The following is a 26895-nucleotide window of genomic DNA, read 5'->3' as shown; positions in this document are numbered from 1 at the left end:
CGCTATTTGATGCCGGTAGGTGATGGAAGATTACGCGGTTGAAGTAAACGTCGAAAAGCGAGTGCTTACTTCGAGTAGAGCTCGACGATGAGCTGCTCCTGCAGCGGAACGTCGATCTGAGCGCGCTCGGGCAGCTGGTGCACGAGGATGCGCAGGGTCTCCGGAACGACCTGCAGCCAGGCCGGAACGACAGCGTCAAGCAAGTTGTCCTGGGCCTCTTCGAACCAGAGCATGTTGCGGGACTTGTCGCGGACATCGATGATGTCGTACTGGGTGACCTGGAAGGACGGAACGTCGACCTGCTTGCCGTTGACCGTGAAGTGGCCGTGCGACACAAGCTGGCGAGCCTGACGACGGGTGTTGGCCAGACCAGCGCGGTAGACAACGTTGTCCAGGCGGGACTCCAAAAGCACCAGCAGGTTGTCGCCGGTCTTGCCCGGGAGGCGGTTAGCCTCCTCGTAGTAGCGGCGGAACTGCTTCTCCATCACGCCGTAGGTGAAGCGAGCCTTCTGCTTCTCCTGCAGCTGGAGCAGGTACTCGGATTCCTTGATGCGAGCGCGGCCAGCCTGCCCAGGAGGGTAGGGACGGCGCTCGAAGGACATGTCGCCGCCGACAAGGTCGACGCGGAGGCGACGGGACTTACGGGTAGCAGGGCCGGTGTAACGAGCCATGATGTAGTACCTCTTTTCCTTTCTGCCTTAAACGCGACGACGCTTCGGCGGACGGCAACCGTTGAACGGCTGCGGGGTCACGTCCGAGATCGAGGACACCTCCAGGCCAGCGGCCTGGAGCGAACGGATTGCGGTCTCGCGGCCGGAGCCCGGACCCTTAACAAACACGTCAACCTTCTTCATGCCGTGCTCCATCGCCTTGCGCGCAGCGTTCTCAGCTGCCATCTGTGCGGCGAACGGAGTGGACTTACGGGAACCCTTGAAGCCGACGTGGCCGGAGGATGCCCAGGAGATCACAGCACCGGACGGGTCCGTGATGGACACGATGGTGTTGTTGAAGGTGGACTTGATGTATGCGTGACCGGAGGTCACATTCTTCTTGACGACGCGACGTCCGCGACGCGCGCCCTGACGAGTCTTCGGTGGCATGTGTTACTTCTTCTTTCCTGCGATGGTCTTCTTCGGGCCCTTGCGGGTACGCGCGTTGGTCTTCGTACGCTGGCCGCGAACCGGCAGACCGCGGCGGTGGCGCAGACCCTGGTAAGAGCCAATTTCGATCTTGCGGCGGATGTCAGCCTGTACCTCGCGGCGCAGGTCACCCTCGACCGTGTAGTTGTTCTCAATCGCGTCGCGCAGCTGGGAGAGCTGCTCGTCCGACAGATTGTCGGTGCGCAGGTCAGGAGAAATGCCCGTCATCTCGAGCAGTTCCTTGGATCGGGTCGGGCCGATGCCATAGATGTAGGTGAGTGCAATCTCCATACGCTTGTTGCGCGGGAGATCCACACCAGCAAGACGTGCCATGAGGGTCACGTTCCTTTCGGGTTGTTACGGTGGTTTTCTCCCCACCCGTCCGCGCCTTCCAACACTTTGTCCGGGCCGTGCCGGAGGATGGGCTGGGGTTTCACGCGGCTCCGGCCACCGTGGCCGGAGGTGAAAAGACACATCCACCTAGGGATGCGCCGTGGGTAAGGAGGCGAAAGTTGTTACTTGTAGCGGTAAGTAATACGCCCGCGGTCCAGGTCGTACGGGGAAAGCTCCACGATGACGCGGTCCTCCGGGAGGATGCGGATGTAGTGCTGGCGCATCTTGCCACTGATGTGGGCGAGAACCTCGTGCCCGTTGTCCAACTCGACTCGGAACATCGCGTTCTTCAAGGGCTCGACGATACGGCCCTCAACCTCGATTGCGCCTTCTTTTGCCATACACTCCACTTCCTACAGCACCCGCGCGTTCGCGCAGGTACTTGACGTATTTTCCGAATTGCTACGCGGCGCAGGCAGGGTCGGCGTCCACCGCCCGCTCTGCACCAAACCACGATAATAGCCACCCACCTGCGAAAAGACAAACCCGCCCCGGCCGCGGTTGCGACTCGGAGCGGGCGGGTGCCGACGGTTTAGTAGACGTAAACCTTGTCGCCGATCTGCAGGTCGTTGTAGTACTTCTGCGCGTCCGCACGGTGCATGCGAATGCAGCCGTGGGAGAGGATGTTCGGATCGCCCTGGTGGAACGCGATGCCGTTGTTGGTGAAGTACACCGCGTACGGCATCGGGGCGTTGTTAAACTCCCAGGAGATCTCGTCGATCACCTTGCGGTTCACGTAGAAGGTGCCGCGCGGGGTCTCGTGACCAGGGCGGCCCGGGCCGATGAACACGGATCCGTAGTACACCTCGCCGTTACGCTGCAGCCAGGAGCGGCGACCGTCGAGGTCGATGCAGGCCTTCGCATCCTTCGGGCAAGAACCGTAGTCGAACGCCGGCGCGGGTGCCGGGGCCGGAGCAGCTTCCGGTGCAGGTGCGGGAGCCGGAGCAGCTTCCGGTGCAGGTGTGGGTGCCGGGGCCGGTGCAGGAGTGCGTTCCGCGATCAGACCCGGGAAGAACGTCTCCACCGTCTGGTCGATGGCGGCCTTCGCTTGGGCGGGCAGCTCCGGGTTCAGTGCGCCAAGGGCATCTGCCTGCTGGCGCAGCGAGGTGCGCAGGTTCCACGCGGCGTCGCGTACGGCGACATCCGGGCTCGAGCTCAACGAAGCGTACTGCGCGTTTACCTGGCTTACGAAAGCGTCAAGCCCGGTGCTGGAGGCGCTGGAGGAGAACTGCTGAAGCGGTGATGCCGGCTGCGCGGCGGCGACAGCAGGGTTCACGATGAGGGAGACAACAACGCCTGCGCTGGCGGCAACGGAGAGCACGCGCCGCTTAACCTTGGACGGCACAGACAGCGCTGCGTGGCGGGAAGAGTATGACATGGGCAAAAGTATAACCCGCGCCCTATGTCTTACGCGCGCGAACAGCGGTTTAAGCCGTGTCCCGCGGTGTGAGAATGCGCGGGCCATTCGCGGTCGCGGCCACGGTGTGCTCCCAGTGCGCCGCAGGTGAACCATCAAGTGTGACAACTGTCCAGTCATCCTCAAGCACCCGCGAATCGGTTTCGCCGCCGAGAATCAACATCGGCTCAATCGCCAGCACAGAGCCTTCCTGAATCACCGGCCCGCGACCAGGCCGACCCTCATTCGCCAGGTACGGATCCTCGTGCATCGTGCGCCCGATACCGTGCCCGCCATAGCCATCGAGGATGCCAAGTTCCACCCCGAAGCGCTCCTCCGCCGCATATGTCGCCTGCTCCAACGCGTGCGACACATCGGTCAGCTTGTTGCCCGGCACCATGGCCTTGAGCCCCTCCATCAGCACCCACTCAGTCGCAGCATTGAGCTTGTCGACGGCACCTTCCAACCGCCCTACCCCAAAAGACCAAGCGGAGTCCCCGACCCAGCCGTTAAACGTGGCGCCGCAGTCGATGGAGACCAAGTCCCCTTCAGTGAGTACAACCTCATTGCTTGGAATGCCGTGAACCACGACCTCGTTCACACTTGCGCAGATCGAGCCGGGAAAGCCGTTGTACCCCAAAAACGTCGGTATGGCGCCGTGATCGCGGATCACCGTCTCGGCGACGGTATCGAGATCGAGGGTGGTCGCACCGGGCTTCGCAGCGGCGCGGACCTCCTGCAGGGCAACACCGACGATGCGCCCGGCGGCTTCCATCGCGTCGAGCTCCTCCGGGGTTTTCGCGGCAATTTTGCGTTTACGGAAAGCCATGGTGGGAAATGCGTCCTTCAAAGGGTCGTCGATAAGCGAAAATGCGAAAGGCCGGTGCAAGCACCGGCCGATATACAAGCGAGCGTTACTTGCCCAGCGCCTGCATCGCGCGGGAGTTGATCTCGTCCACATCGCCGACAGCGTCGATGGAGATAATCGCGTCGCCGTAGTGGTCGATCAGCGGAGCCGTCTCATCGCGGTAGACGCCGAGACGGGTGCGGATGGTCTCCTCGTTGTCGTCTGCGCGGCCGCGGGCGAGCATGCGCTCAACCACCACGTCCTCGTCGACGACGAAGTTCAGCACGCCATCGAGGGAGTGACCGTGCTTGTCCAGCAGGTCGGTGAGGATCTCTGCCTGCTCCACCGTGCGCGGGAAGCCGTCGAGAAGGAAGCCGTCCTTCGCGTCGTCCTCGTCCAGGCGTGCCTCCACCATGCGGGCGGTGACGTCGGTGGGCACGAGCTTGCCGGCGTCGATGTAGCTCTTCGCCTCGAGGCCGAGCGGGGTGCCCTCGCCGATGTTGGCGCGGAAGAGGTCACCGGTAGAGATGTGCGGGACGCCGAGCTTTTCGGAGAGGATGGCCGCCTGGGTGCCCTTGCCAGCACCGGGAGGGCCGAGGAGAACGAGACGCATTATCGCAAAAGTCCTTCGTAGTTGGATTGGAGGAGTTGGGATTCGATCTGCTTGACGGTAGTCAGCGCGACCGAAACCATAATTAGGATTGCCGTACCGCCGAACGCGCTCATGCCCATCTGGCCGGAGCCGGTCACGCCAGCGTCCATTGCCAGGTTCGGCAGCACCGCGATCAGCGCGAGGTAAATTGCACCGACGAACAGCAGGCGGTTCATCACGAACGCGAGGTACTCGGCGGTTGCGCGGCCAGGGCGAATGCCCGGGATGAAGCCGCCGTACTTCTTCATGTTCTCTGCCTGATCCACCGGGTCGTACTGGATGGAGACGTAGAAGTAAGAGAAGAAGATGATCAGCACAACGTAGGTCAGGATGTACTGCCACGAACCCGGGTTTTGAAGCCAGGCCATGATGTTGTTCATCCACCAGTTGTCCGGCGGGGTCGGCTTGTTCATGGTGGCGATCTGGGTGATCAGCACCGGTACGTACATAAGCGAGGACGCGAAGATCACCGGGATCACACCGGCCTGGTTGACCTTGAGCGGCAGGTAGGTGGAAGAACCACCGTACTGGCGACGGCCCACCATGCGCTTTGCGTACTGCACCGGGATACGGCGCTGGCCCTGCTCGATAAAGATGATGCCGACAACCAGGATGACGAGCGCGAGCACAACCAGGGTGAACGTGAGCACGCCCGAGTTCGCGAGAATGAAGGCACCCTCTGAAGGAATTTGAGTAGCGATACCGGCGACGATGAGCAGCGACATACCGTTGCCCACGCCCTTTTCCGTGATGATCTCGCCGAGCCACATGATGAGGATCGCGCCCGAGGTCATGACCACGATCATCATGATCAGGGTCCAGACGTTGCGGTCTTCCACCAGCACCGGCATGCCCTGGCCAAGGAGTTGCTCGCGGTCAGCCAGCGCGACGATGCCGGCGGACTGGAGCAGCGCAAGCGCGACGGTGAGGTAGCGCGTGTACTGCGTCATCTTCGTCTGGCCGGCCTGGCCTTCCTTCTTCAGCTCCTCGAACTTCGGGATCACCACAGTGAGCAGCTGGACGATAATCGACGCCGTAATGTACGGCATGATGCCGATGGCGAAGATCGACAGCTGCAGCAGCGCACCACCGGAGAACAGGCCGATGATGGAGAACATCGTGGCTTGCTCGCCTTGGGAGATGTCCTGCAGACGCTGGTTGATCAATGCGTAGTCGACGCCCGGCGTCGGAATCTGAGAACCAACGCGGTACAGGATCATCAGCGCAACGGTGATGAGGATCTTCTTGCGAAGATCAGGGTCCTTGAACGCCTGAGCAATAGCGGACACAAAGCCTCCTGGCTCCCACCGCAGTGGCGCGACGAGAGGTAGCGGACAGTTTTCATTGCCGTCAGCCGGCGCGTGCGCTGCGAAAAGGCAGGCGAAAGCCCACCGGCTGTCTATGACCCCACTACCCTAGCAGCAGGATGCGCGAAAACGGTATTTGCGGTGGCCGTGCCGGGCGATCAGCGCTTGGATGGTTGACGCACGCAAACGACCCCCGGCCCGGAGCATGTCCGGAAGCGGGGGTCGAAATGACGACGCGTTAGCGTCGAACCGTGTGCTTAAGCCTCGGTGGTGTCCTCAGGCTCAGCCTCGACGACGGTGGAGCCACCCTGCAGCGGGTCGGAGTCCAGCACGCCACGAGCACCCTCGGTCGCCTCAGCGGCCGGGCTTGCCTCGCCTGCAGCGGAAGCGGACGGGCCGTCGGTGCTCTTCGGCGCGCGCGAGGAGAACTCCTCAGCGTTCGCGGAGCCACCAGCAGCCTCGAGCTTCTCAACTGCGGACTTGGAGAACTTGGTGGCGGTCACGTCGAGCTTGACGTCGATGTCACCGTTGCCCAGCACCTTCACCGGCTCCTTCGCGCGGACCAGGCCCGCTGCGACGATGTCGGCGATGGCGATGGAGCCACCGTTCGGGAACGCCTTTGCCAGGTCGGAAACGTTGACCACCTGGTACTCGACGCGGTTCGGGTTCTTAAAGCCCTTCAGCTTCGGCAGACGCATGTGCAGCGGCATCTGGCCACCCTCGAAAGCAGCGGAAACCTGCTTACGAGCCTTGGTGCCCTTCGTACCGCGGCCTGCGGTCTTACCCTTGGAGGCCTCACCGCGACCGACGCGGGTCTTAGCCTTGTTTGCGCCCTGAGCCGGACGCAGGTCATGGAGCTTGATGATGTCAGCCATGTGCTATCTACTCCCCTGCAACTTCTTCGACGGTGACCAGGTGGCGCACCTTCAGGATCTGGCCGCGGGTCGCGGCGTTGTCCTGCTTGATCACAGACTGACCGATCTTGCGCAGACCCAGAGCTTCCAGGTTCTTGCGGGTGACCGGCTTCTCGCCCACCTTGCCGTGGTGCAACGTAATCTTCAGTGCCATGGTGGTTTACGCCTCCTGCCCTGCGCGAGCGCGCAGCATACGAGCCGGTGCGACATCCTCGATAGCCTTGCCGCGCTTGGCAGCAATCTCCTCGGGGCGCACAAGCTGCTTCAAGCCGTCGACGGTTGCCTGCACCACGTTCAGCGCGTTGTCGGAGCCCAGGGACTTCGCGAGGATGTCCTGGACACCAGCGCACTCGAGCACCGGGCGGACAGCGCCGCCGGCGATCACACCGGTACCGGGAGCAGCCGGGCGCATCATCACGATGCCGGCAGCTGCTTCGCCCTGAACCGGGTGCGGGATGGTGCCGCCAATCATCGGGACGCGGAAGAAGTTCTTACGAGCCTCCTCTGCACCCTTCTGAATTGCAGCCGGGACTTCCTTTGCCTTGCCGTAGCCGACGCCGACCATGCCCTCACCGTCGCCGACGACGACGAGTGCGGTGAAGGACATGTTGCGGCCGCCCTTGACGGTCTTGGCAACGCGGTTGATGGTGATGACGCGCTCGATGTACTTATCGCGCTCGTCGTCGCGACCGCCACGGCGGTCGTCGCGGTCGCGGCGGCCACGGCCACCGCGCTCACCGCGGTCGTTGCGCTCGCCGCGGTCGCCGCCGCGGTTGTTGCGCTCGTCGTTGTTGTTCTGGTCTTCGGCGGTGCGTCCGCCGTCACGCCGTTCACGCTCGGCCATTACGCGATCCTTCCGTTGATGGTGAAAATTGCGGTGCTCATTAGAACTTCAGACCACCTTCACGTGCTGCGTCAGCCAGGGCCGCAACGCGACCGTGGTACTTGTAGCCGCCGCGGTCGAAGACGATGGCGTCGATGCCAGCCTCCTTGGCGCGCTGAGCCACAAGCTCGCCGACCTTCGCTGCCTTGTCCTTCTTGTCGCCAGTCATGTCGCGGATCTCCGGCTCCATGGAGGAAGCGGAGACCAGGGTGTGGCCTGCGAGGTCGTCGATGACCTGGACGTGGATGTGGCGGGACGAGCGGTGCACGACGAGACGCGGGGTCTCCGGGGTGCCGCGCAGGTCCTTGCGGATGCGGTAGTGACGGCGCTGACGTGCCTCGCGGCGGCGGGACGAGATGTCCTTGCCAACCGGGGTGCGCTTGGTGGACGCAGTGTTTTCTGCAGTGTTGCTCATGATTACTTACCCGTCTTTCCGACCTTGCGGCGGACCTGCTCACCCTCGTAGCGGATGCCCTTACCCTTGTACGGGTCATCCTTGCGAAGGCGACGGATGTTTGCCGCAATCTGGCCAACCTGCTGCTTGTCAATGCCCTCGATCGAGAACTTGGTGTTGCCGTCAACGGCAAACGTGACGCCTTCCGGCGCCTCGATCAGGATCGGGTGGGAGTAGCCGAGCGAGAACTCGAGGTTCTTGCCCTTCTGCTGCACACGGTAACCAACACCGAAGATTTCCATGTTGATCTTGTAGCCCTCGGTCACGCCGACAACGAGGTTGTTGACCAGCGAGCGGGACAGACCGTGCAAAGCGCGGTTAGAGCGGTGGTCGTCCGGACGGGACACCACGATTTCGTTTTCCTCGACGGAAGCGGTGATCGGTTCCGGCAGCTCGAGGCTCAGGGTGCCCTTCGGGCCCTTGACCTCAACGCTTTGGCCGTTGATCTTGGTTTCCACGCCATTCGGGATGGCGATGGGTGCATTACCTACACGCGACATAAGTCTTTCAACCTCCCCTTACCAGACGTAAGCGAGGACTTCCCCGCCTACACCTTTCTCCTGTGCCTGACGGTCGGTCAGCAGACCCTGGGACGTGGAGATGATGGCCACGCCCAGACCGCCGAGCACCTGAGGCAGGTCGGTGGACTTCGCGTACACGCGCAGGCCCGGCTTGGACACGCGGCGCAGACCAGCGATGGAAGCCTCGCGGGTCGGGCCGTACTTGAGGTCAAGGGTGAGCTTCTTGCCCACCTTGTCGTCCTCAACCTTGTAGTCGTCGATGTAGCCTTCCTGCTTCAAGATCTCAGCGATGTTCGCCTTGAGCTTGGAGGACGGCATGGACACCTGGTCGTGCTGCGCAGTAGTTGCATTGCGCACGCGAGACAGCATGTCCGCGATCGGATCAGTCATGGTCATAAGTGACCGTTTCCCTTTCTCGTTGCGGTTCCCATGACCCACCCGGGCGTTTTCCGTGTGATCTGTCGGGGGCTACTTCACGCTCCCCACGCTCAGTAACGTGGGGCGCTCGCCGCCTCCCTGACACGCGGTCCGCATGTACGGCGGGGGGCCTACAACAAAGTTGGATGTATATTGCTTTACGGCTTGCGCACGCCGGATCACCGGCGCACAAGTCCGACGGGCTACGCTACCCGTTTCCAGGGCGAAGAAGCAAATTGCTTATCGACGCCCCCTGTGGTCACAACGGCAGCGCCGGACGTGCATTGACCCGCGTTTGGCCGAGGTCTGTCATATCGCCGGCATCCCTGCCCCGGAAGTACGCATCTGCGTCCAACGACCGGTGCTGTTGCCTGCTGTTTAGATACAGACCCGCCTCGTGCACAAACGCGTCGCGAGCGAGATCGGCGGCCAAGGAGTCGTCGATAAGCGCAAGTGCATACCCCTGATCTCCTTGAGCAATGGTCTCCTCTGCTTGCGAGAGCCGATGCTCGATGGTTGCTGCGAACCCTGTCATGAACGATCTGCGGATCACCACCGTGGAGTCCGCCCAGCTGTCGGCGCGAAGGCGTCTCGCGCCGGTGATCATCACGGGGGCGAGCAGCGAGTAGAGCATGTCGACGCGCTCCATGTGGCGGCGCAGGCCGAACACGGTAGCCTCCTCGACGCGCGTGGAGTTACGTACACCCTGGAAGAAGCCGGTGCAGTGCAGCGCGCGAGCAATTGCGAACAGCAGCCGGGATTGCATGTCGGTGTAGGCCCCGGCAAAACGGTACGTCTTGTGAATCACCTCATCCCCATCGTCCGGTGCGGCGAGATCGCGCTGATCGAACCCGTAGGTGGCCATCAAGTCGAATGCTTTGGCGTAAAAGGAATCGCCCTCCGGTGTACCCTGCCGGTCGGACGCTTGGTTGAGGAGTTTTTGGACCTTTTCCTTAATCTTGTCGATGTCACGCATGTGGCGTCCCCCATTTTCGTTTGTTTCATTTTGTAGTGCCTCAAGTTATATCCCACGGCACCAACACCGCCAAGGGTCGCGGCATCAACCTGTGGAATTCGCGGTTTCGCCCCTGTGGATGCTTCGACGTAACCGCAAGTAGGGTGGGCTGCATGGCTGAAACTGAGTTCGACCTGGATTTGGCATGAGTAGGGGCAATCGCCGCTTCGCGGTCACGACGGTCAGTGTGAACACGGGCCCGGACGGCCCTGGGCACATCACCGCGGACACGCGAGCCGGCACGGTGCCGGCCGAGGAACCGCTGGAGCTGCGCGCCGCGGGCAAGACGCTGACCACCGCGATGCGCACACCCGGCCACGACATCGAGCTCGCGCACGGGTGGCTCTTCACCCAGGGGCTGATCCGCGACCTCGAGGACGTAGTCACCGCCCGCTACTGCGCGGGGGCCGCAGGCACCGGCGAGAACACCTACAACCTCCTCGACATCGCGTTGGTGGAACCGGAACGGGCGGGGCTCGCACCCGGATTGGCTTCAGCCCCGGCGAAACCCGCAACCGGATTGTGCGGCGTGCCGGTATCCCAATACGTGGCGGAGACGGTGATGGGGCTACCTGGCCCCATCGCACCCATGGCACTCGACCCCGCCCTGGTCACAGCTCTGCCAGGCATGCTTCACGACGCTCGCGCCCAGAAGCGCAGCGGCCTTAATATCGCCGGCGCTGTTCACGCTGACAGTTCTCCGGTAGTGATGCGCGAGGACGTCGACGCGTGCAACGCTGCCGACAAGGTCATCGGACACCTCATGCTGGCAGATGCCCTGCCGGCGAATGGACTGATCCTGGCCACCGACGCCCGCGCGTCCTACGAGCTGGTGCGCAAGGCCGCAATGGCCGGCTTCGCAGCAGTTGTCACCGCCGCGGAGGTGTCCTCTCTTGCGGTCGAGCTAGCTCGCGAAGCCGGCCTCGCGCTCGCCGGCCTGGTCAGCGAAAGTTCAATGAGCATCTACGCAGGCGAGTTCGCGTCCGTTTAGAGAGTTGGGGTTTAGAGAGTTGGGGTTGAAGACTTCAATACCCGGCACCGCGGCCCACCCTGAAGCTACGGCAGCAACAACGTGTGGAACAGCGTCGTCTGCGTGTCGTTGAAGTTGTCGTCCGACACGACGATCATGGTGCGGTGGCCGTCCTCGCGAACTGGACCCCAAGCGAGTCCCTCGACGTTATCCGGGTGCGGTGGGTGCGCAGCGAAGTCGAGGATCTTACTCTTGCCCACTGTCGCTTCGCCCCCGTCGAGCGCCTCTTTGTCAAGCACATCCTCAGCGCCAGTGAGATCGAGCTTGTAAATCTCTGCGCGGTTCTCGCCGTTTTCGCCGAGATCCTTGAAGAAGCCGCGTTCCAGCATGTAGAGCGTTCCGTGCTCGTCGGCAATCACCGATGTCACGCCGCGCCCGGCATCCACTCCTACCGCGTATTCCTTCGTGGGCTGACCCGTTTTCAGGTCGAAGAATGTCACACGCGAGAGCGAGCTGTTCTCGGGCGAATTTGCCTTGCCGTCTTGGGCAAGCGCGTTCTCGTTGATCGTCACCGCGGTCTTTCCGCCTGGCAGCACGGCCATCGCTTCGGGACCATTGTTGTGGTAGACGCCTCGCGTAGTCTTCCCGTCCGGTACGTGGTACTCCGGCATGTCGATTCGGCGCACTTCTTTGCCGTCCGGTTTCGACTCGACGAGCTGCGGCGGCACAACCTGTCCCTCGCGGGCATCCCCCTCTGTGGTCCATAGGAAGTTTCCGTTCGGAAGGAGCCGGATCTCTTCAGCGTCGGTGAACTCGGCATATTCTGCTCCTGCGGCGTTGGTCAACGCCACCATGCCGTCTTCTTCGAATTGCTTGAGGTCCCTCGTCTGGAAGTAGTACGCGCGGATCGGCCCGTGCTCATTCTTGTCATCGGAGATCGCGATGTAGCGGCCGTTGCCTACGTACTCAATGCCGCTGAGTCCGCCAATTGCCTTTTCCGCACTCACTGCGCCAAAGTCGAATCGATTGACGTATTCAGCTGCTTGAGCCGCCGGCTCGGGGTCAGCGGGGTTCGTATCCGCTGGCTTCTGATTGGACGAGCCCAGGGGCGAAGAGCTCCCGAACGCGTTTGTCAACGCGCTGAGGATGGCTACCCCGATGCCGCCCAGAACGGCTGCGACAGCGACCGCCGCTGCCAGTGCGGCAGGCGCCTGGGCTTTCACACCGGCGATTACCACGTGCTGCTTCATCACATGCTGGAAGTCGGTGGCAGAGTGCTGCACTGGGATCGCCGAAGGTGCAGGTGCCGGATCCGCAACGGCCGGCGCAGCATTGACTGCGAGCGAGAGCGCGACTGTCGCGGCGACGGCGCTGCGCATAGAGCGGCGCACAGGTTGACGGGAAGAACGGTTCATCAGGACTCCTCAACGGCTCGGGCTGGAGCTGACCCGGCAGCCAGCCCGCCAGGTTCCTCAGCAAATCCTTAGCTTATTCTCGATACGCCACTCCCGCAGCGCAGCGCAGCGCGCCCGCGCAGCCAGACACAACCGATTCCAGCGACCGCGCCCATGCATTGGGCCCGCAGGTATATTCGCGCACATGCGCGCATTGGTTTATGAGTCCTATGGTGGTCCCGAAGTTACCTCTCTCCGCACAGTCAAAAAGCCCGAGCTCGGCGCGGGCAAAGTCTTGATCCGCACCCGCGCGGCAGGTTTGAACCCGGTTGATGCCATGCAGCGGGAAGGCACATTCAAAATGATCGACCCGTACGAGTTCCCGAAAATCGGCGGCAACGAAGTCAGCGGCATCGTGGAAGCCGTAGGTCCCGGCGTGCACGCGTTCGCACCCGGTGACCAGGTGATCGCGAAGGTCGACGTGAACAAACTCGGAGCGTTCGCCGAGCTCGTCGTAGTCCCGGCCAGGTGGACGGCGAAGGCTCCGGAGAGCATTGAGCTTGTCGACGCCGCCGGCCTCCCACTTGTCGGCCTTACCGCCCAGCAGGCGCTTGGCCCGGAGCACCTCGATCTGCAGCCAAATGAGCGGCTTTTGATCACCGGTGCTTCCGGCGGCGTGGGACTGATCGCGATCCAGCTGGCCAAACTTGCCGGCGCCCACGTCACGGTCACCGCCTCGAAGGAGAGCGAAGAGCTGGTGCGCCGCATGGGCGCCGATGAGCTGATCGACTACAAGTCGCAGTCGGTCACTGAGGCCGTCGAGAATAGTGGCAAGCGCTTCGACAAGGTCTTCGACCTGGTTGGGGACGACCTGCCGGAGTTGTTCTCGGTCGTCCGCAATGGCGGCGAGGTGGTTTCGCTTGTTGGCCCGCCGACGCCAGGCAGCCTCACCGAGGTCGCACAACCCAACCGCACACTGCTCGCGGCCATCGCCGAGCGGGTGTTCAGCTTCAAGGCGCGCGGCCAAGCCGCGAAGACAGGCGTCAAGTTCGAGTTCTTCCTCATGCACCCTGACGGCCCCGGCCTCACTGAGCTGGTTCGGCTTATCGACGAAGGCGAGCTCGAAGTGATCGTGGACAGCCGCTACCCGTTGGAGGAGTACGCAGACGCCTTCGAGCGCCTGGAGTCGCGCCGCTCGAAGGGCAAAGTGCTGCTCGAGTTTTAAACCGAGTATTTGTGTTAGCGGGGCGGTTCAGATCATGGACCGAGGAGACCGATAGGCACAATCCAAGCTGTCTCACTGACCTGGGCGGCGACACCGGTGGGAGTTACAAGCAATAGGGCTTCAGGAGGCCGCTTTATACTGTCCGCCACCTGTTGCAGACGAGGCGCAGCATCAATTGCGGCGCCTTGGGTGAGCTTCACCTCAACGCCTACCCATCTTCCGTCGCGCAACTCGAGCACGATGTCAATCTCCGCCGTACCGTCCTTGTTCCGAAAGTGATAGGCAGTGCCGCGAAGTGGTTGACAGTAGACACGGAGATCACGAAGCACCAAAGATTCGAAAAGGAATCCCAGCGTGCGGGGGTCTTTCGCAAGAGCGCTATGGGATGCGCCCATTGCCGCCGCTGCCAGCGACGGATCAATTAGATGCCGTTTCGGCGTCGCGTTCAACCGCGACTTTGACCGGCGAGCCGGTGCCCATGGAGGCTGATCTTCCACAAGGTACATGCGACTCGCAAACTCATGGAAAAGCGGAGCGTATTTTTCTCCGACTTCGATCCCGTCTTTACCGAGCCGTTCTTGAACTGTGGTCAAAGGTGAGGGGTGCGCTGTCAAGGACGCATAAGCTCGGACAAAGTGCAAGAAGCGTTGCGGCGATCGACGCGGCCCGCCCACAAACGGGAACTCGTTCTCCGCGAGATTGTCCAGGTACCCTTCAACCAGAAGCTCAGCAGTGTCAGCCTCCCGGTCGATCCAGGCGGGCCATCCGCCTCTCGTAATTAGTCTGCAAACATCCGAAATCTGATGGGTACTGGACTGATCACCGTAGAGGGGATCCTCGCCATCAAGTAGCCGTCGAAGTGAGAAGCCACCTGACGAATCGCCAGATTCGAACAGCGTCATTGGGCGCATCACCAGGTTCAAGATCCTTCCGGCACCAGGATGTTTAATCGTCTCACTGTCGGGCCACGCCGATCCGGAGAGAATGAATTGCCCCGGAGTGGGATCATCATCCACAGCACGGCGAACGGCACCCCATAAGCTCGGCGCCAGCTGCCATTCGTCCAAAAGACGAGGCGTTGCTCCTTCTAGGAATGCTCCCGGATTGAGATTCACCATTTGGTCGATGTCGGCTCCTAGGCGGTCGATTTGAGCGGACGACGATGCCGCCTGCATGCCGGTAGTCGTTTTTCCAGAAGCACGGGCACCTTCCAACTGCACCGCAGGCGATGCAGCCAAATAGGTCTCCAGAATGCCGTCAACGATTCGAGGTCGGTAAGCCTGCATACTGCAAGGATAAGCGAACCTGCCGGAATAGTCGACGCAAACCTGCCGGAATAGTCGACGCAAACCTGCCGGAAATGTCGGGCCAACTTCCACGATAAGGAAATCCGCTACCCCGTTTCGACCGCCAGCGCTACAACTGTCCACCTAAACCCAATAACGACGAAACCCCCGCGACCTCGGTGTGGAACCGGGGGCGGGGGGTGCCGTCGTCAAGCGAAATGCTTTGGGCCTTAGGCTTGCTGCATCTTGCCGTCCTTGTCCGCGAACGGGAAGCCGAGGTGGCGCAGGAGTGCGCGGCCCTCGTCGTCGTTGGTCGCAGTGGTGACAACGGTGATGTCCATGCCGCGCACGCGATCGATCTTGTCGATGTCGATCTCGTTGAACATGGTCTGCTCGGACAGGCCGAAGGTGTAGTTACCAGCACCATCGAACAGCTACCGCGCGGCTCGGTGTCGTTCTTAATCAGAACTGCGGCGTTTTCGTCAAACGAGATGTAGGAACCGTCCGGACGGCGATCAACACTCGGGCCTACACCCGGGAGGTCAGCGACCCGCTGCGCAGCGCGATCACCCGCATCGTGCAGGGCGAGTGCACCACCGCGGGCTGCCTCCGGGAACCGGAGATCAGGTTCTACGACGAGTACCCGCTCACCGACAACGACCCGGCGATCACCTCGCGCGCGCGGCGCCTTCGATGCCCACTTCGGCAGCGACGCCACGGGTCTTGATCCGATCCCCGCCTCGGAGGACTTCTCCATCATCCCGGACGCGCTCGTCGTGCCGTAAACCTACTGAGGCTGGGGCGGCTTTGAGGACTGGGAAGACGCCCCGGGCAACCACTCCCCAAGCTTCGCACCCGACCTGCAGCCGACGCTCGACCGCGCGGCCGAGGCCATGATCGTGGCCGCAGCGGCGTGGCTGGTGGACGGCGCAAGGTAAAGGGAGGTTTGCCTCAAACGTTGGAATTCATGCGCTGGCGAACGAGCTGGCAGAACAACGCGATCGCAGCCACGGCCGCTGCTGATCCACAAAGTACGGTCGGCGACGCATGTGCAGCGACCAACAGCGATCCGGCGGTCGCGCCCAGCGCCGAACCTAGATAGTTGGCCGAAGCATTCGCGGCCACAGCCGTTGCGCCATCAGCTGGATTCGCTTGAAGTAGCACTTGCTGCTGGGGCGCGAGGGAAGCCCAACCGCACCACCCCCAAACAAACAGACTGGCCACCACTAACACTGGAACCTGGCCTTGGGTCATACCGAGCAACGCACAGGTAAGGCCCCCAAGGATCACAGCACTTAGCCGTAGCGGGTCATATTTGTCCGCGAGCCGCCCAATCCCCAGCGCTCCGGCCGCTCCACCAAGCCCCCATACCCAAATCGCTATGTTTTGATACGACGCGAGGCTTCCCTCGGATAGCACGACTGTGAGGTAGGTATAAAGCCCCAGCGAAGCGACACCGGTCAACAGCGTCACAGTGACCGTGAGGAGATTCTCAGGTCGTGTAATAGACCGCAGCCGGTCGGCGGGACCAGACGCTGGGATAGCTGGCAGATCCCCTCCCCGCAGCACAATACCTGCGAGTGCTGCTCCTCCGATGACCACGATCAGCAGCATCGCGGCGCGCCAATCCCAACGTTGCGCTAACATCAGACCGATCGGTACACCGAATACGGTGCCCACCGCTAAGCCAGCAAGGACTAACGCCAATGCTCGCCCTCGGTGTTCTTGCCCCACGAGTTCCGCGGCGACCGCCGATGACAGCGGCGAATACACGCCGGCTGCTGCGCCGGCCACTACGCGAGACCCCAGAAAGGCCCAGACGGTTGGCGACAACGCCGTGGCCAAGTTGGCTACCGTAAACACCAGCAAGGCGACGATCAGGCTGCGCCGCGACCGCTGCCCCGCTTTCCCCGCCAGCAACGGCCCCACGACAGCATACGAGCCTGTAAACGCCGCAACCCCCAGCCCAACCGTAGCTTCCGGCGTTCCAAGGGCAGCTGCAATGGCGGGCAGAAGTCCCGCTACGACGTATGCGTCCAGGCCAAGCGCCACGCTCCCCAGCACGAAAGGCCATAGCCGACGCATCATCCCTGTTCAACCTCGGTAGCCGCATTGGCGATCACTGCCGCAAGCACGCCGGGAAATAGACGATCTAGGTCGTCCCGCCGCAATCGGATCAAGCACGCGCGCCCGTCTCCCCGGGTCCACGTCACCCCTGCTTCTCGCAACATGCGCGTGTGGTACGTGAGCGTCGACCTGGGCAAATCGTCCGCCAACTCAAGGCTGTCATGGTCCAACCCATCGGCGAGCCGGCGAATCATCTCCAGTCGCGTGGGGTCACTCAAAGCACCAAGCACCCTGGTCAGGGTGATTTCGTCGGTAGTTGGATGATGGTATTCGCGTGGTGTCATCGAGTCTCCAAAGATTGTGCAACTTTCCTTGCACGATAACCGTACAGAAAAAGTTGCACAATCGCGATGGACGACAGATCACCGATCTAGAGTCCCCGTTCAGCGTGGATAGAACGGCAGCGTCGGCCGTGAACGCGCTCTTTAAACACGGAGAACCCGTACACCTGCCCGACGGAGAGGTGGATAGCTAGTGCTGCCGGGACGATGAGCCAGCGGTTGAATTCCTTAGGCGCGATAATCGCACCCCGGAAGAAGAATGACATGGACGCTTCCTGCCGTCTCCCCTGCATAAATTTCGCAGCGCATCATATCTCCCAGGTTGGCGGAACAGAAAGCTTCCATTCAGAGCCGAGCTCACCCCGACCGCGGATCTTGAGGTCTGCTTTTCGCCCCTCATTCCCACCAAGACGCGAAGATGCCCCCAGCTCAAGGAGAACCGGAGGCATCGTCGTTAAGCAAAGCGAAATGCTTTGGGCCTTAGGCTTGCTGCATCTTGCCGTCCTTGTCCGCGAACGGGAAGCCGAGGTGGCGCAGGAGTGCGCGGCCCTCGTCGTCGTTGGTCGCAGTGGTGACAACGGTGATGTCCATGCCGCGGACGCGATCGATCTTGTCGATGTCGATCTCGTAGAACATGGTCTGCTCGGACAGGCCGAAGGTGTAGTTGCCGTTGCCGTCGAACTGCTTGTCGCTCAGACCTCGGAAGTCGCGAATACGCGGCAGTGCCACGGTCAGCAGACGGTCCAGGAACTCCCACATGCGGTCGCCGCGCAGGGTGACCTTTGCGCCGATCGGCATGCCTTCGCGGAGCTTGAAGTTCGCGATGGACTTCTTTGCGCGACGCAGCTGCGGCTTCTGGCCGGTGATGGCGGTGAGGTCCTCGAGCGCGCCGTTGATCACCTTGGAGTCGCGGGCAGCGTCGCCGACACCCATGTTGACCACGATCTTGGTCAGGCCCGGGATCTGCATGACGTTGTCGTAGCTGAACTCGTCGTTCAGCTTGGTGCGGATCTCGTCCTGGTAGCGGGTCTTCAGACGCGGGGTGTACTGGGTCTGGTTCACAGTCTCAGTCATGTCTAGATGTCCTTCCCGTTCGACTTGGCCACGCGGACCTTCTTGCCGTCTTCGTCGAAGCGGTAGCCAACGCGGGTCGGCTTGCCGTCGGAGTCGAGGATCATCACGTTGGAGACGTGGATCGGCGCCTCCTGGGTAACAATGCCGCCGGACTCTGCGCCGCGCTCGTTGTACGAGTTCGCGACGTGCTTCTTCACGCGGTTCACACCCTCGACCAGGACCTTCTCACGCTTCGGGTAGGCCTCGATGACCTTGCCCTGTGCGCCCTTGTCCTTGCCGGCGATGACCTGAACCATGTCGCCCTTCTTGATCTTCATGGGTTAGATCACCTCCGGTGCGAGAGAAACAATCTTCATGAACTTCTTGTCGCGCAGCTCACGAGCCACCGGGCCGAAGATGCGGGTACCGCGCGGCTCGGTGTCGTTCTTGATCAGAACTGCGGCGTTCTCGTCGAACGAGATGTAGGAACCGTCCGGACGGCGGGTCTCCTTACGTGCACGCACGACGACGGCGCGCACAACCTCGCCCTCCTTGACGTTGCCGCCCGGGGCGGCTTCCTTCACGGTGGCGACAATCGTGTCGCCGATGCCGGCGAAGCGTCGAACAGAGCCGCCGAGGACACGGATGCACAGAATCTCGCGCGCACCAGTGTTGTCGGCGACCTTCAGACGCGATTCTTGCTGAATCACTTCTTGGTCTCCTGACCTGGGTCAATGTGCGTCAGATTTCCGTCCTGCACGCACGTGGTCACTTGCTTGTTGGAGCCTTTCGCTTATCGACGAACCACCGGTGCGAACCTCACTGGTTCGCACCGGTGGGGTTGGCAGCGTGGTCGAAGGGTCTCGGCCGCTTCGCTCGGAAACGCGCGTTGCAACCGACCAGCTCAAGACAACTGGTGTATTAAAGCACGTCCCAGCGCGTTTTCCCAAATCAAAGCTGGCGCCTGAAGCTTGTGCTCCGGGTACTCTATGGAGCGGGTCACAACCTGGGCGCAAATCCCTCGCCTATCACAATTTAGCACTACCTTAGTATCATGAGCTTTTCGGACACCGCCTCACGGGCCATCACGAACAAACTTGACCTCTTTAGCCAGGAGCCTGCGCGCTTCGCGGTTCGCGCAATCATGGCCGGCGTTTACCTCGGCATCATGACGGCGTTCGCCGCCAACACCGCAACTACGGTTGAAGCGGCTGCCCCTGGCATGGGCAGATACGCCTTCGCAGCGATTTTCGCCTCCACGCTTTACATCATCGTGGTGCTGCAGGGAGAACTCGCCACCGGCGACATGATGTTCATGACGTACGGGGCCATACACCGGAAAAACACCATTTCCAGGGGCTTCGCGATCGTTTGCTTCGTCACCCTGTTCAACTTCATCGGCGGGGTGATAGTCACCTACCTGATCTCGATTACCACGATCGGCGAAGCAGTCACCATGGACAGCTTCATCTACCAGTTGATATCGGCCAAACTTGAGAAACCGAGCGGCAAGCTTTTCGTGGAAGCCATCCTGGCCAACATCGTGGTCAACATCGCATTCATGCTCTCCGCACAAGCGGGCAAGGACTTCACGGCGAAGCTCTTCGGTGTCATCCTCATCATTCCGGCCTTCGCGGCGATGAGCTACGAGCACTCGATTGCGAACTTCGTTCTGACGTCACTGACCGGCTTCGAGTTCGGGCCGGCCAACATCCCCGGCTACACATTTGAAAACATCGCCCGCCACTGGACCATCGTGTGGGTAGGCAACCTCATTGGCGGCGGCCTCATCATGGGCGGCATATATGGCTGGTTGAACCTGACCAAGACGAACTACAAAGACTAGTCATCTGCCAGAATAGGTCGGGTGAGCACACCAACACCCGATGCTGCGCCGACGGATCTGACGGACCCCACGGTTTCCGTCCGCCGTCTGCGCGATACCCTCGCCGCGACCTCCCTCCCCGACGAGGCAGAGGCGGGCGCGAAGGCCTTAGTCAATCAGTTCGATGACTACATACTTCCCCGCCTGGCCAACCTCGATGCACCGCTACTTGCGGTGATCGGGGGTTCCACCGGCTCGGGCAAGTCCACGCTGGTGAACGCCCTGTTGCGCGAACGGGTCTCCAACCCAGGCGTCATCCGCCCCACCACCCGCCAGCCGGTGTTGGTCGCCAACCCGCAAGACGCAGACTGGTTCAACTCGCCGGAGGTACTGCCTGGCCTCGCCCGTTCCCACGGTGCCGGCGATGAGCAGTCGACCACTCTGCGGGTCGTGGAAACACAGAGCATCCCCGCAGGCCTGTCCCTGCTCGACGCTCCGGACTTCGATTCGATCGACGACCGCAACCGCGCACTCGCCTCCCAGCTTCTGGCAGCCGCCGACCTGTGGATCTTCGTCACCACACCTGCGCGCTACGCCGACCAGATGGTGTGGAACTTCCTCAACGACGCCGCCGGCCGCGGCATCGAAGTCGTCGTAGTGCTCAACCGCGTCGACGACGTCGCAGCGCAAACCGTCCCGGCCGACCTGCGCCGCATGATGGATGAGGCAGGACTCGATGGAGCCACCGTCTTCACCGTCCCCTTTGTCCCCGGCCTGGGCCAGGAAGCACAGGTTGCTAACGACGGATTCTTGGGCACCGAACTCGTCGCCCCTTTGCGCGCCTACCTGGGCAACCTGGCGGAAGATACCGCAGCCCGGCGCGCGGTGGCCGGCAAGACCGTCGCCGGCGCACTCGACGGGGCGCTCACGCGCGTCGAGCAGCTCGCATCCCGACGCGAGCGCCAAGAGAACTTCGCTCACCAGCTCGATGAGTCGATCTTCGAGATGTACAAGACTGCTCACCGGCACATCATCGATGCCACCTCCGACGGCAAGATGCTGCGCACCGAGGTGCTCGACCGCTGGCAGGATGTCGTGGGCACCTCTGATGTGATCCGCGGGTTTGAACGCTGGTTCTCACAGACTGTAGACCGGGTAGGCAGTTTCTTCACCGGTGAGCCTGCGCCTTTGCGCGAGGTAGAGACGGAGCTGGAATCCGGCCTGCACGCCGTGATTGTGGACGCCGCCGATACCGCCGCCTCCCGTGCGTGGTCCCATGTCGGCTCGGTTGCGCCGGAGCTGCGCGAACACGCTGATCCGGCACTGGCTCGCGCAAGCCGCGACATCGACGCAAAGGCCGCGGAGCTCATCCGCGAGTGGCAAGGCACCATCCTCGACCGCATCCAGAACACCGCCGGCGAGAAGCGCCAACGTGCCCGCATAATGTCGCTTGGCCTCAACGTCGCCACCGTCGCGCTGATGCTCATGGTCTTTTCCACCACCGCCGGCATTACCGGCGGCGAGGTCGCCATCGCCGGCGGCTCCGCGGTGCTCGGTCAGAAGCTGCTGGAAACGGTCTTCGGCGAAGAAACCGTGCGCCAGATGGCTGCAGATGCCCGAGAAGACCTCAACCAGCGCCTGGACGGCCTACTGCGCGAAGAGCGCGAGCGCTACTACCAGTTCACCGACCCGCTGCTGGAGGGCACCTCCGCCGCCTCCATCCGCGAAGCCGCCCACGACGCCCGCGTTGCCGTTGACACCCGCTTCCCCGGCACCATCACGCCGCCCGCCCTCTCAGCGCCGGCCGCCAACGCAACCGAGCTCACCGAGGACGTTCAGGACAGCTTCGACCACGGCACTCTGCGTGGCCTCTTCGACCAGCTCCGCGGCACCTTTGGCCAGCGCCCCGGCCAGACGGGAGACAATTAATGGCGCTGTTTAAACGCAAACCCACCCTCGGCGAGCGACTCAGCGCGCTCGATGACGCCGCGGACATCGCGCGCCCCTACCTCCCGCAGACCCAGCTTGAGCGCATTGAAAAGGTTGCCCGCGCCGGCGCCGAGCGTCGCGCCCTCTCCGCCGAGCACACCGTCGTCGGATTCTTCGGCGCTACCGGCTCCGGCAAAACCTCGCTGTTCAACGCCGTCGTCGGCGAAGACCTGGGCAAAGCCGCCGCACGCCGCCCAACCACCTCCTCTCCCCTGGCCGCAATCTGGCAGCCAGAAGGCTCCGAGGAGCTTCTGGACTGGCTCGGCGTCGAGGACCGCCGCACCCGCGAGGGCGAGTTCGCCCCCGGCGCCGGCCCGCTGATCCTGCTTGACCTGCCGGATTTCGACTCCGTCGAGCTGTCCAACCGCGAAATCGCCACCCGCCTCGCCGGCCAAGTCGACGTCCTGGTCTGGGTCTCCGATCCGGAAAAGTACGCGGACTCCGTCATCCACGACCAGTTCATCCGCCCCCACGCCAACCACTCCGCCGTCACGCTCGCCGTGCTCAACAAGGCCGACTTGCTCCACGTCAACGACGTGCCCAAGGTTGCGGGAAACTTCGAGCAATTGCTTATCGACGACGGCCTGAGCAACGTCCAAGTCATCCCCACCTCGACTCGATCCGGAGCGGGCATTGACAACCTCGTCAAGGCGATCGCGAAAGTGGCCAAGGCACACAATGCGCAAAGTGCGCGTATTGAGGCGGATATCCAGGCTGTGACGGGTGACTTTGCTCGGTTGGGCGTGGTCGGTGCCGTCGATAAACAAGCGAAGCACACGATGGACCAAACCTTGTCCCAGGCTGCGGGGGCGGAGCGAATCGCTGATTCGACGGCTGCTGCGTACCGCAAACGCCTGCACGAGCGCACTGGCTGGCTGGCCACGAGTTGGATTACGCGGTTTCGTCCTGACCCGTTGAAGCGCTTGGGGTTGCGCGAGGAGGCGGACGAGATTGGCGTGCGCCGCACCTCGATGCCTGAGCTGGACGCGGCGTCGAAGGCTGTGGCGAACCGCGGTGTGCGCGAGTACGCGACGGCCGCGGCGGACGGGTTGCCTCACGCGTGGTCGTCGGCGATCGCCGATCAGGCGGAGGAGATTTCAACCCGGATGCCTGCCGAGCTTGACCGCGCGGTGGCGCGCACGCAGCTGCCGGCCGAGCCGTCGAAAGGCTGGACCCTGCTCACCGTAGTGCAGTGGCTGGCCCTGGTGGCTGCGCTGATTGGTGTGCTGTGGTACCTGCTGGTGGCGTTCGTGCCGGGGGTTCTCACTCCACTGCTGGGCACCGATTTGGTGCCGCAGGTGGAAGGCTGGCCGATTCCGACGCTGCTGATACTCGCCGGCCTCTTAGGCGGCATCGTGATTGGCCTGATCACCGCCGTATTCGGCGGGGTCATCGGCTCCGGGGTGAAACGGCGCACTCGGCAAGCCGTGCAGAAGGAAGTCTCGGCGGCGACGCAAACGGCGGTGGTTGAGCCACTTGACGCGATCCGGGACGATTACAACCGGTTCGCGCAGCACATCGCCGCCGCAGTTGGGTAGCTGGGAGCCCGAGAAAACGACAGCGCCAACCCGCATTCCGGTAGCGTGGCACCGTGATGACTAACTCGCGCGTTCCCAACATTTTGTCCATCGCCGGCACCGACCCGACCGGCGGCGCCGGCATTCAGGCCGACCTGAAGTCCATTGCCGCGGCGGGCGGCTACGGCATGTGCGTGGTCACCTCGCTGGTGGCGCAAAACACGCAGGGTGTTCGCGAGATCCACACCCCGCCGCAGAACTTTCTGCGCGCGCAGCTTGCGGCGGTGTTTGACGATGTCGACGTCGATGCCGTGAAGATCGGCATGCTCGGCGACGCCGAAACCACCCGCACTGTCTCGGAGTTCCTGAGCGCCAATTCAGTACCGGTCATCGTGGTGGACCCAGTCATGGTCGCAACCTCCGGCGATCGGCTCCTCACCGAAGACGCGGAAGAAGCCCTGCGCCAGTTTGTGCGGGACCACGCGAGCGTCGTCACGCCCAACATCCCCGAGCTTGCCGTGCTTACCGGCTCCTCCCCCGCGACCACCTTCGACGAGGCGCTGGAGCAGGGCCGCGCGTACGCTGCCGATGCCAACGTCGCCGTGCTGGTCAAGGGCGGCCACCTCGAGCAAGGCGACGCCTCGAACGCACTCGTACAGCCCGACGGCACCACTCACACAGCGACTGTGCCGCGCGTGGACACCAAGAACACCCACGGCACAGGGTGCTCGCTTTCCTCGGCGTTCGCCACACGCATCGTGCTTGACGACGACCCCGCCGACGCCCTCACCTGGACCTCCGACTGGCTCCACGAGGCGATCTCCGCTGCCGACGAGCTCAACGTGGGCAAGGGCAACGGCCCGGTGCACCACTTCCACCGCCTCTACCGCCTCGCCGACGAGGCACCAAGCAACTAGATCGCCAAACATCTGCGGGCAATGGAAAAGTTTTGTCTTTTCTTGGGGAACCTTGACGCCAGCTTCCGCATTCCACGTGTGACTGCGGAGGCCGACACCGGCAACTGACAGTTCGATCCATTCCCCAATTTGAAAGGTGATTCCCATGATCTACGGCTCCAGTCTCGCTAGCTTCATCAACTCGATCGCGTACGCGTTCTCCGTCGCACAGCGCTGGCTCCGCTGAGGCAACACCGGCGAAAGCCGGTGAGCCTTCGAAGCGGCCAAACACAGAAATCCCGCAGCACCTCGCTGCGGGATTTCTAATGCCCAGGTTTAAGGTTCAACACCCGTTGAGCCTGCGGCCGGTTCGCCCGTCGCGACCGGTTCCTCCGTCTTCGGTTCAACGCTGAAGAGTTCTTCGCCCGTGGTGATCTCAGCAGGCAGAAGCAGCAACGGGGCGATCTGGCCGACTTTCTTCGTGTTCGAGACAACAACCGGAGTGGTCACCTCGTACCCAGCAGCCTCGATCGCGCCGATATCAAACGTCGCCAGCAAAGTACCAGCTTCAACCTCGTCGCCCTTGGAAACGTGCGCGGTGAAGTGCTCACCCTTCAGGTTGACGGTGTCGAAGCCAATATGCATGAGCACGTCGACGTTCTTCCCATCGGAACCCTTGCCTCGGATCGCGTACGCATGGCCGGAGGGAAAGGTCACCGCAACCTTGCCGTCAATCGGAGAGCGAAGTTCGCCTATCGACGGATGGATGGCCACGCCCTCCCCCAACTTGGACTGTGCGAACATCGGGTCCGACACGTCCGAAAGCGGCATTGCCCTACCCGTGAGCGGCGAGGCCACCCGCAGTGCGTTCTCGGAAGCTTCGTGCAGTGTCGCGGCAGCTGCCTCATCGGCGCGAACGTCATCGGGCGAATCCGGATCGATCGTGCCCTGGCGGGCGATGAGGTACCGGCCGTAGGCGTATGCGGCGGCGAACGCGACTACGAACGTCACCACACACAGCACCAAGAAGGTTGGAACGTCGGTACTGCGAATCGACACCGCTCCGATGAAACCGGCAGCACCCAAGGCCACGGCTTTAACGTCGAACAGCGCGATCAGCATGCCGCCGATGCCCGCGGCACCCATCCCGATGAAGAACGGCCACCGGAGGCGGAGGTTGACACCGAAGATTGCAGGTTCAGTGATGCCGAAGAGTGCCGGAGTACCAGCTGAGGTTGCCAAGCCCTTGAGCTTTTCGTTCTTGGTCAACGCGGCAACAGCGAGCGCGACCGCGCCTTGAGCAATGTTGGCCATCGAGGCGGTAGCGAAGATGAAGGATCCGCCTTGGTTGAACAGCTCCAGCTCGATTGGCGGGAAGGATTGGTGCAGGCCGGTGATCACGATCGGCGAGTACACCAGGCCGAAGATGAATCCGCCGATTGGACCACCAGTCTCGTAGAGGGTGGACAGCCCGGTAATGAGGAGGTCACTGAGCCAGCGCATTGCGGGGCCAACGGCAATGAACGTGATGAAACCGGTGATGAGCAGCGTTGCCAGTGGTGTGACCAGGAAGTCGACGGTGCCTTTGAGGCGGCGGTGGAACCACTTCTCAATAGTGGCCAGGATCCACGCAACCGCGAGCACCGGGAGCACAGCTCCCTGGTATCCAGCTTGCGCAACGGGAAGCCCGAACAGGTCCCAGTACGGCAGCTCCCCATTCGCGGCGGCGACACCGACGTCGTAGCCGTTCACCAGTGCGGGATGAACCATCGCCATGCCGATGCCGGCGCCGAGATACTCGTTGCCACCGAAACGCTTTGTCGCCGAGTAACCGACGAGCACAGGCAGGAACGCGAACGGCGCAGATGCGAGCACGTTGATGATCTCGGAGAGCCCCTGGATTTGCGGGAACATCTGCACGAGCGAGTTCTCGCCGAACAACCCTTCTGCAGTGAGCACGTTGTTCAGCGCCATAAGTAGGCCGCCGCCGACAAGGATCGGGATCAGCGGCACGAAGATGTCGGCGAGGACCTTGATTGCGCGGGTGAACCAGTTGCCCTGGTTCGCCGCGACACCTTTGAGTTCCTCGGTGGATACCGCGATGTTCTTCGCGGTCATCTTGTCCATTTCATCGAAGACCAGGTCCACGTCACCTGGTCCGACGATGATCTGGTACATTCCGCCGGTTTCAAAGGTGCCTTTGAGATCCGGATCGTTGTCCAGCGCGGCGGTATCAACGATGCCCGAATCTTTGAGCACCATGCGCAGTCGGGTCGCACAGTGCGCCGCGCCCACGATGTTATCCTCACCCCCCACGGCGGTGATGACTCGCTTCGCTACATCACGGTGTTCCATGGGACTAGTCAAACATTCAGGTACCCAAAATTTCGCGGT

General features: G+C 62.4%; 27 protein-coding genes and 4 pseudogenes. 6 read left to right on the top strand and 25 right to left on the bottom strand.

The genetic code is table 11. From position 1 onward, the window contains the following. Positions 1-65: 65 nt before the first annotated feature. The 15 genes and pseudogenes from rpsD to CGLAU_RS01995 all read right to left on the bottom strand — a co-directional run bounded on the left by rpsD (position 66) and on the right by CGLAU_RS01995 (position 9899). On the bottom strand, positions 66-671 hold the full coding sequence (gene rpsD / locus CGLAU_RS02065; protein WP_095659259.1) for a 30S ribosomal protein S4: 606 nt from the start codon (positions 669-671) through the stop codon (positions 66-68). 27 nt (positions 672-698) lie between these two features. After that, entirely contained in the window at positions 699-1100 is a 402-nt protein-coding gene (rpsK, locus tag CGLAU_RS02060; protein WP_095659258.1) for a 30S ribosomal protein S11, read from the bottom strand. A 3-nt stretch (positions 1101-1103) separates the two neighbouring features. Further along, positions 1104-1472, bottom strand: coding sequence for a 30S ribosomal protein S13 (rpsM, locus tag CGLAU_RS02055; RefSeq protein ID WP_095659257.1), 369 nt, complete (start codon positions 1470-1472; stop codon positions 1104-1106). A 182-nt stretch (positions 1473-1654) separates the two neighbouring features. Then, on the bottom strand, positions 1655-1873 hold the full coding sequence (infA, locus tag CGLAU_RS02050; RefSeq protein WP_018017508.1) for a translation initiation factor IF-1: 219 nt from the start codon (positions 1871-1873) through the stop codon (positions 1655-1657). 191 nt (positions 1874-2064) lie between these two features. Beyond that, positions 2065-2910, bottom strand: a complete 846-nt coding sequence (locus tag CGLAU_RS02045; RefSeq protein ID WP_095659256.1) for a L,D-transpeptidase — start codon at positions 2908-2910, stop codon at positions 2065-2067. A 49-nt stretch (positions 2911-2959) separates the two neighbouring features. Continuing rightward, positions 2960-3757 (bottom strand): type I methionyl aminopeptidase, encoded by a 798-nt coding sequence (map, locus tag CGLAU_RS02040; RefSeq protein ID WP_095659255.1) that lies wholly within the window; start codon positions 3755-3757, stop codon positions 2960-2962. Positions 3758-3842: 85 nt separating this feature from the next. Continuing rightward, positions 3843-4388 carry an adenylate kinase gene (locus CGLAU_RS02035; protein WP_095659254.1) on the bottom strand — a complete coding sequence of 182 codons (546 nt, stop codon included), beginning with the start codon at positions 4386-4388 and terminating at the stop codon, positions 3843-3845. Continuing rightward, on the bottom strand, positions 4388-5716 hold the full coding sequence (gene secY / locus CGLAU_RS02030) for a preprotein translocase subunit SecY (protein ID WP_095659253.1): 1329 nt from the start codon (positions 5714-5716) through the stop codon (positions 4388-4390). The genes CGLAU_RS02035 and secY overlap by 1 nt, the downstream gene beginning before the upstream one ends. Positions 5717-6168: 452 nt before the next feature. Continuing rightward, positions 6169-6609 (bottom strand): annotated as a pseudogene (gene rplO / locus CGLAU_RS02025) (50S ribosomal protein L15); the annotation flags it as partial. A gap of 7 nt (positions 6610-6616) precedes the next feature. Beyond that, a complete protein-coding gene (gene rpmD / locus CGLAU_RS02020) occupies positions 6617-6802 on the bottom strand; it encodes a 50S ribosomal protein L30 (protein WP_095659251.1) in 186 nt (61 codons plus the stop codon). 6 nt (positions 6803-6808) lie between these two features. Further along, the gene (gene rpsE, locus CGLAU_RS02015) at positions 6809-7492 is read right to left on the bottom strand and encodes a 30S ribosomal protein S5 (RefSeq protein WP_095659250.1); all 684 of its coding nucleotides are present in this window, start codon (positions 7490-7492) and stop codon (positions 6809-6811) included. A gap of 40 nt (positions 7493-7532) precedes the next feature. Next, positions 7533-7946, bottom strand: coding sequence for a 50S ribosomal protein L18 (gene rplR, locus CGLAU_RS02010; protein WP_095659249.1), 414 nt, complete (start codon positions 7944-7946; stop codon positions 7533-7535). 2 nt (positions 7947-7948) lie between these two features. Continuing rightward, positions 7949-8485, bottom strand: a complete 537-nt coding sequence (gene rplF / locus CGLAU_RS02005; protein ID WP_095659248.1) for a 50S ribosomal protein L6 — start codon at positions 8483-8485, stop codon at positions 7949-7951. Between the two features lie 18 nt (positions 8486-8503). Further along, a complete protein-coding gene (gene rpsH / locus CGLAU_RS02000; RefSeq protein WP_095659247.1) occupies positions 8504-8902 on the bottom strand; it encodes a 30S ribosomal protein S8 in 399 nt (132 codons plus the stop codon). Between the two features lie 280 nt (positions 8903-9182). Then, positions 9183-9899, bottom strand: coding sequence for a DUF2786 domain-containing protein (locus tag CGLAU_RS01995; RefSeq protein WP_095659246.1), 717 nt, complete (start codon positions 9897-9899; stop codon positions 9183-9185). Positions 9900-10083: 184 nt separating this feature from the next. On the opposite strand from CGLAU_RS01995, the gene CGLAU_RS01990 reads away from it, so the two are divergent. After that, positions 10084-10929 (top strand): formate dehydrogenase accessory sulfurtransferase FdhD, encoded by an 846-nt coding sequence (locus CGLAU_RS01990; protein ID WP_095659245.1) that lies wholly within the window; start codon positions 10084-10086, stop codon positions 10927-10929. A gap of 65 nt (positions 10930-10994) precedes the next feature. On the opposite strand, the gene CGLAU_RS01985 is transcribed toward CGLAU_RS01990, so the two are convergent. Beyond that, complete coding sequence (locus CGLAU_RS01985) at positions 10995-12323, bottom strand: esterase-like activity of phytase family protein (RefSeq protein ID WP_095659244.1); 1329 nt, start codon at positions 12321-12323, stop codon at positions 10995-10997. Between the two features lie 184 nt (positions 12324-12507). On the opposite strand from CGLAU_RS01985, the gene CGLAU_RS01980 reads away from it, so the two are divergent. Then, positions 12508-13527, top strand: a complete 1020-nt coding sequence (locus CGLAU_RS01980) for an NADP-dependent oxidoreductase (protein WP_095659243.1) — start codon at positions 12508-12510, stop codon at positions 13525-13527. A gap of 32 nt (positions 13528-13559) precedes the next feature. Here the strand turns inward: CGLAU_RS01980 and CGLAU_RS01975 are convergent, their stop codons facing one another. The 8 genes and pseudogenes from CGLAU_RS01975 to rplN form a co-directional block, all read right to left on the bottom strand. Beyond that, the gene (locus CGLAU_RS01975) at positions 13560-14813 is read right to left on the bottom strand and encodes an ATP-binding protein (protein ID WP_095659242.1); all 1254 of its coding nucleotides are present in this window, start codon (positions 14811-14813) and stop codon (positions 13560-13562) included. A gap of 230 nt (positions 14814-15043) precedes the next feature. After that, positions 15044-15244: pseudogene (locus CGLAU_RS01970) on the bottom strand (50S ribosomal protein L5); the annotation flags it as partial. Between the two features lie 2 nt (positions 15245-15246). Further along, positions 15247-15327: pseudogene (locus CGLAU_RS01965) on the bottom strand (uL14 family ribosomal protein); the annotation flags it as partial. Between the two features lie 437 nt (positions 15328-15764). Further along, on the bottom strand, positions 15765-16865 hold the full coding sequence (locus CGLAU_RS01960; protein WP_232507153.1) for an MFS transporter: 1101 nt from the start codon (positions 16863-16865) through the stop codon (positions 15765-15767). A 445-nt stretch (positions 16866-17310) separates the two neighbouring features. Next, positions 17311-17487, bottom strand: coding sequence for a hypothetical protein (locus CGLAU_RS01950; RefSeq protein WP_157731236.1), 177 nt, complete (start codon positions 17485-17487; stop codon positions 17311-17313). A gap of 214 nt (positions 17488-17701) precedes the next feature. After that, complete coding sequence (rplE, locus tag CGLAU_RS01945) at positions 17702-18295, bottom strand: 50S ribosomal protein L5 (RefSeq protein ID WP_095659238.1); 594 nt, start codon at positions 18293-18295, stop codon at positions 17702-17704. Positions 18296-18297: 2 nt separating this feature from the next. After that, complete coding sequence (rplX, locus tag CGLAU_RS01940; protein ID WP_095659237.1) at positions 18298-18612, bottom strand: 50S ribosomal protein L24; 315 nt, start codon at positions 18610-18612, stop codon at positions 18298-18300. 3 nt (positions 18613-18615) lie between these two features. Continuing rightward, positions 18616-18984 (bottom strand): 50S ribosomal protein L14, encoded by a 369-nt coding sequence (gene rplN, locus CGLAU_RS01935; protein WP_095659236.1) that lies wholly within the window; start codon positions 18982-18984, stop codon positions 18616-18618. Positions 18985-19328: 344 nt separating this feature from the next. Between rplN and CGLAU_RS01930 the strand changes: the two genes are divergently transcribed. The 4 genes and pseudogenes from CGLAU_RS01930 to thiD all read left to right on the top strand — a co-directional run. Next, positions 19329-20120 (top strand): formate/nitrite transporter family protein, encoded by a 792-nt coding sequence (locus CGLAU_RS01930; protein WP_095659235.1) that lies wholly within the window; start codon positions 19329-19331, stop codon positions 20118-20120. Positions 20121-20141: 21 nt separating this feature from the next. Further along, positions 20142-22028, top strand: coding sequence for a GTPase (locus CGLAU_RS01925; protein WP_232507152.1), 1887 nt, complete (start codon positions 20142-20144; stop codon positions 22026-22028). Further along, positions 22028-23626 carry a GTPase gene (locus tag CGLAU_RS01920; RefSeq protein WP_232507151.1) on the top strand — a complete coding sequence of 533 codons (1599 nt, stop codon included), beginning with the start codon at positions 22028-22030 and terminating at the stop codon, positions 23624-23626. Before CGLAU_RS01925 ends, CGLAU_RS01920 begins: the two co-directional genes overlap by 1 nt. 56 nt (positions 23627-23682) lie before the next feature. Beyond that, positions 23683-24510, top strand: a pseudogene (gene thiD, locus CGLAU_RS01915) (bifunctional hydroxymethylpyrimidine kinase/phosphomethylpyrimidine kinase); the annotation flags it as partial. Positions 24511-24837: 327 nt separating this feature from the next. On the opposite strand, the gene CGLAU_RS01910 reads toward thiD, so the two are convergent. Then, entirely contained in the window at positions 24838-26856 is a 2019-nt protein-coding gene (locus CGLAU_RS01910; protein ID WP_095659233.1) for a sucrose-specific PTS transporter subunit IIBC, read from the bottom strand. Positions 26857-26895: the final 39 nt, after the last annotated feature.

The organism is Corynebacterium glaucum (assembly GCF_002287505.1).
Classification (GTDB): domain Bacteria; phylum Actinomycetota; class Actinomycetes; order Mycobacteriales; family Mycobacteriaceae; genus Corynebacterium; species Corynebacterium glaucum.
This window is presented reverse-complemented; position numbering and strand designations above follow the sequence as displayed.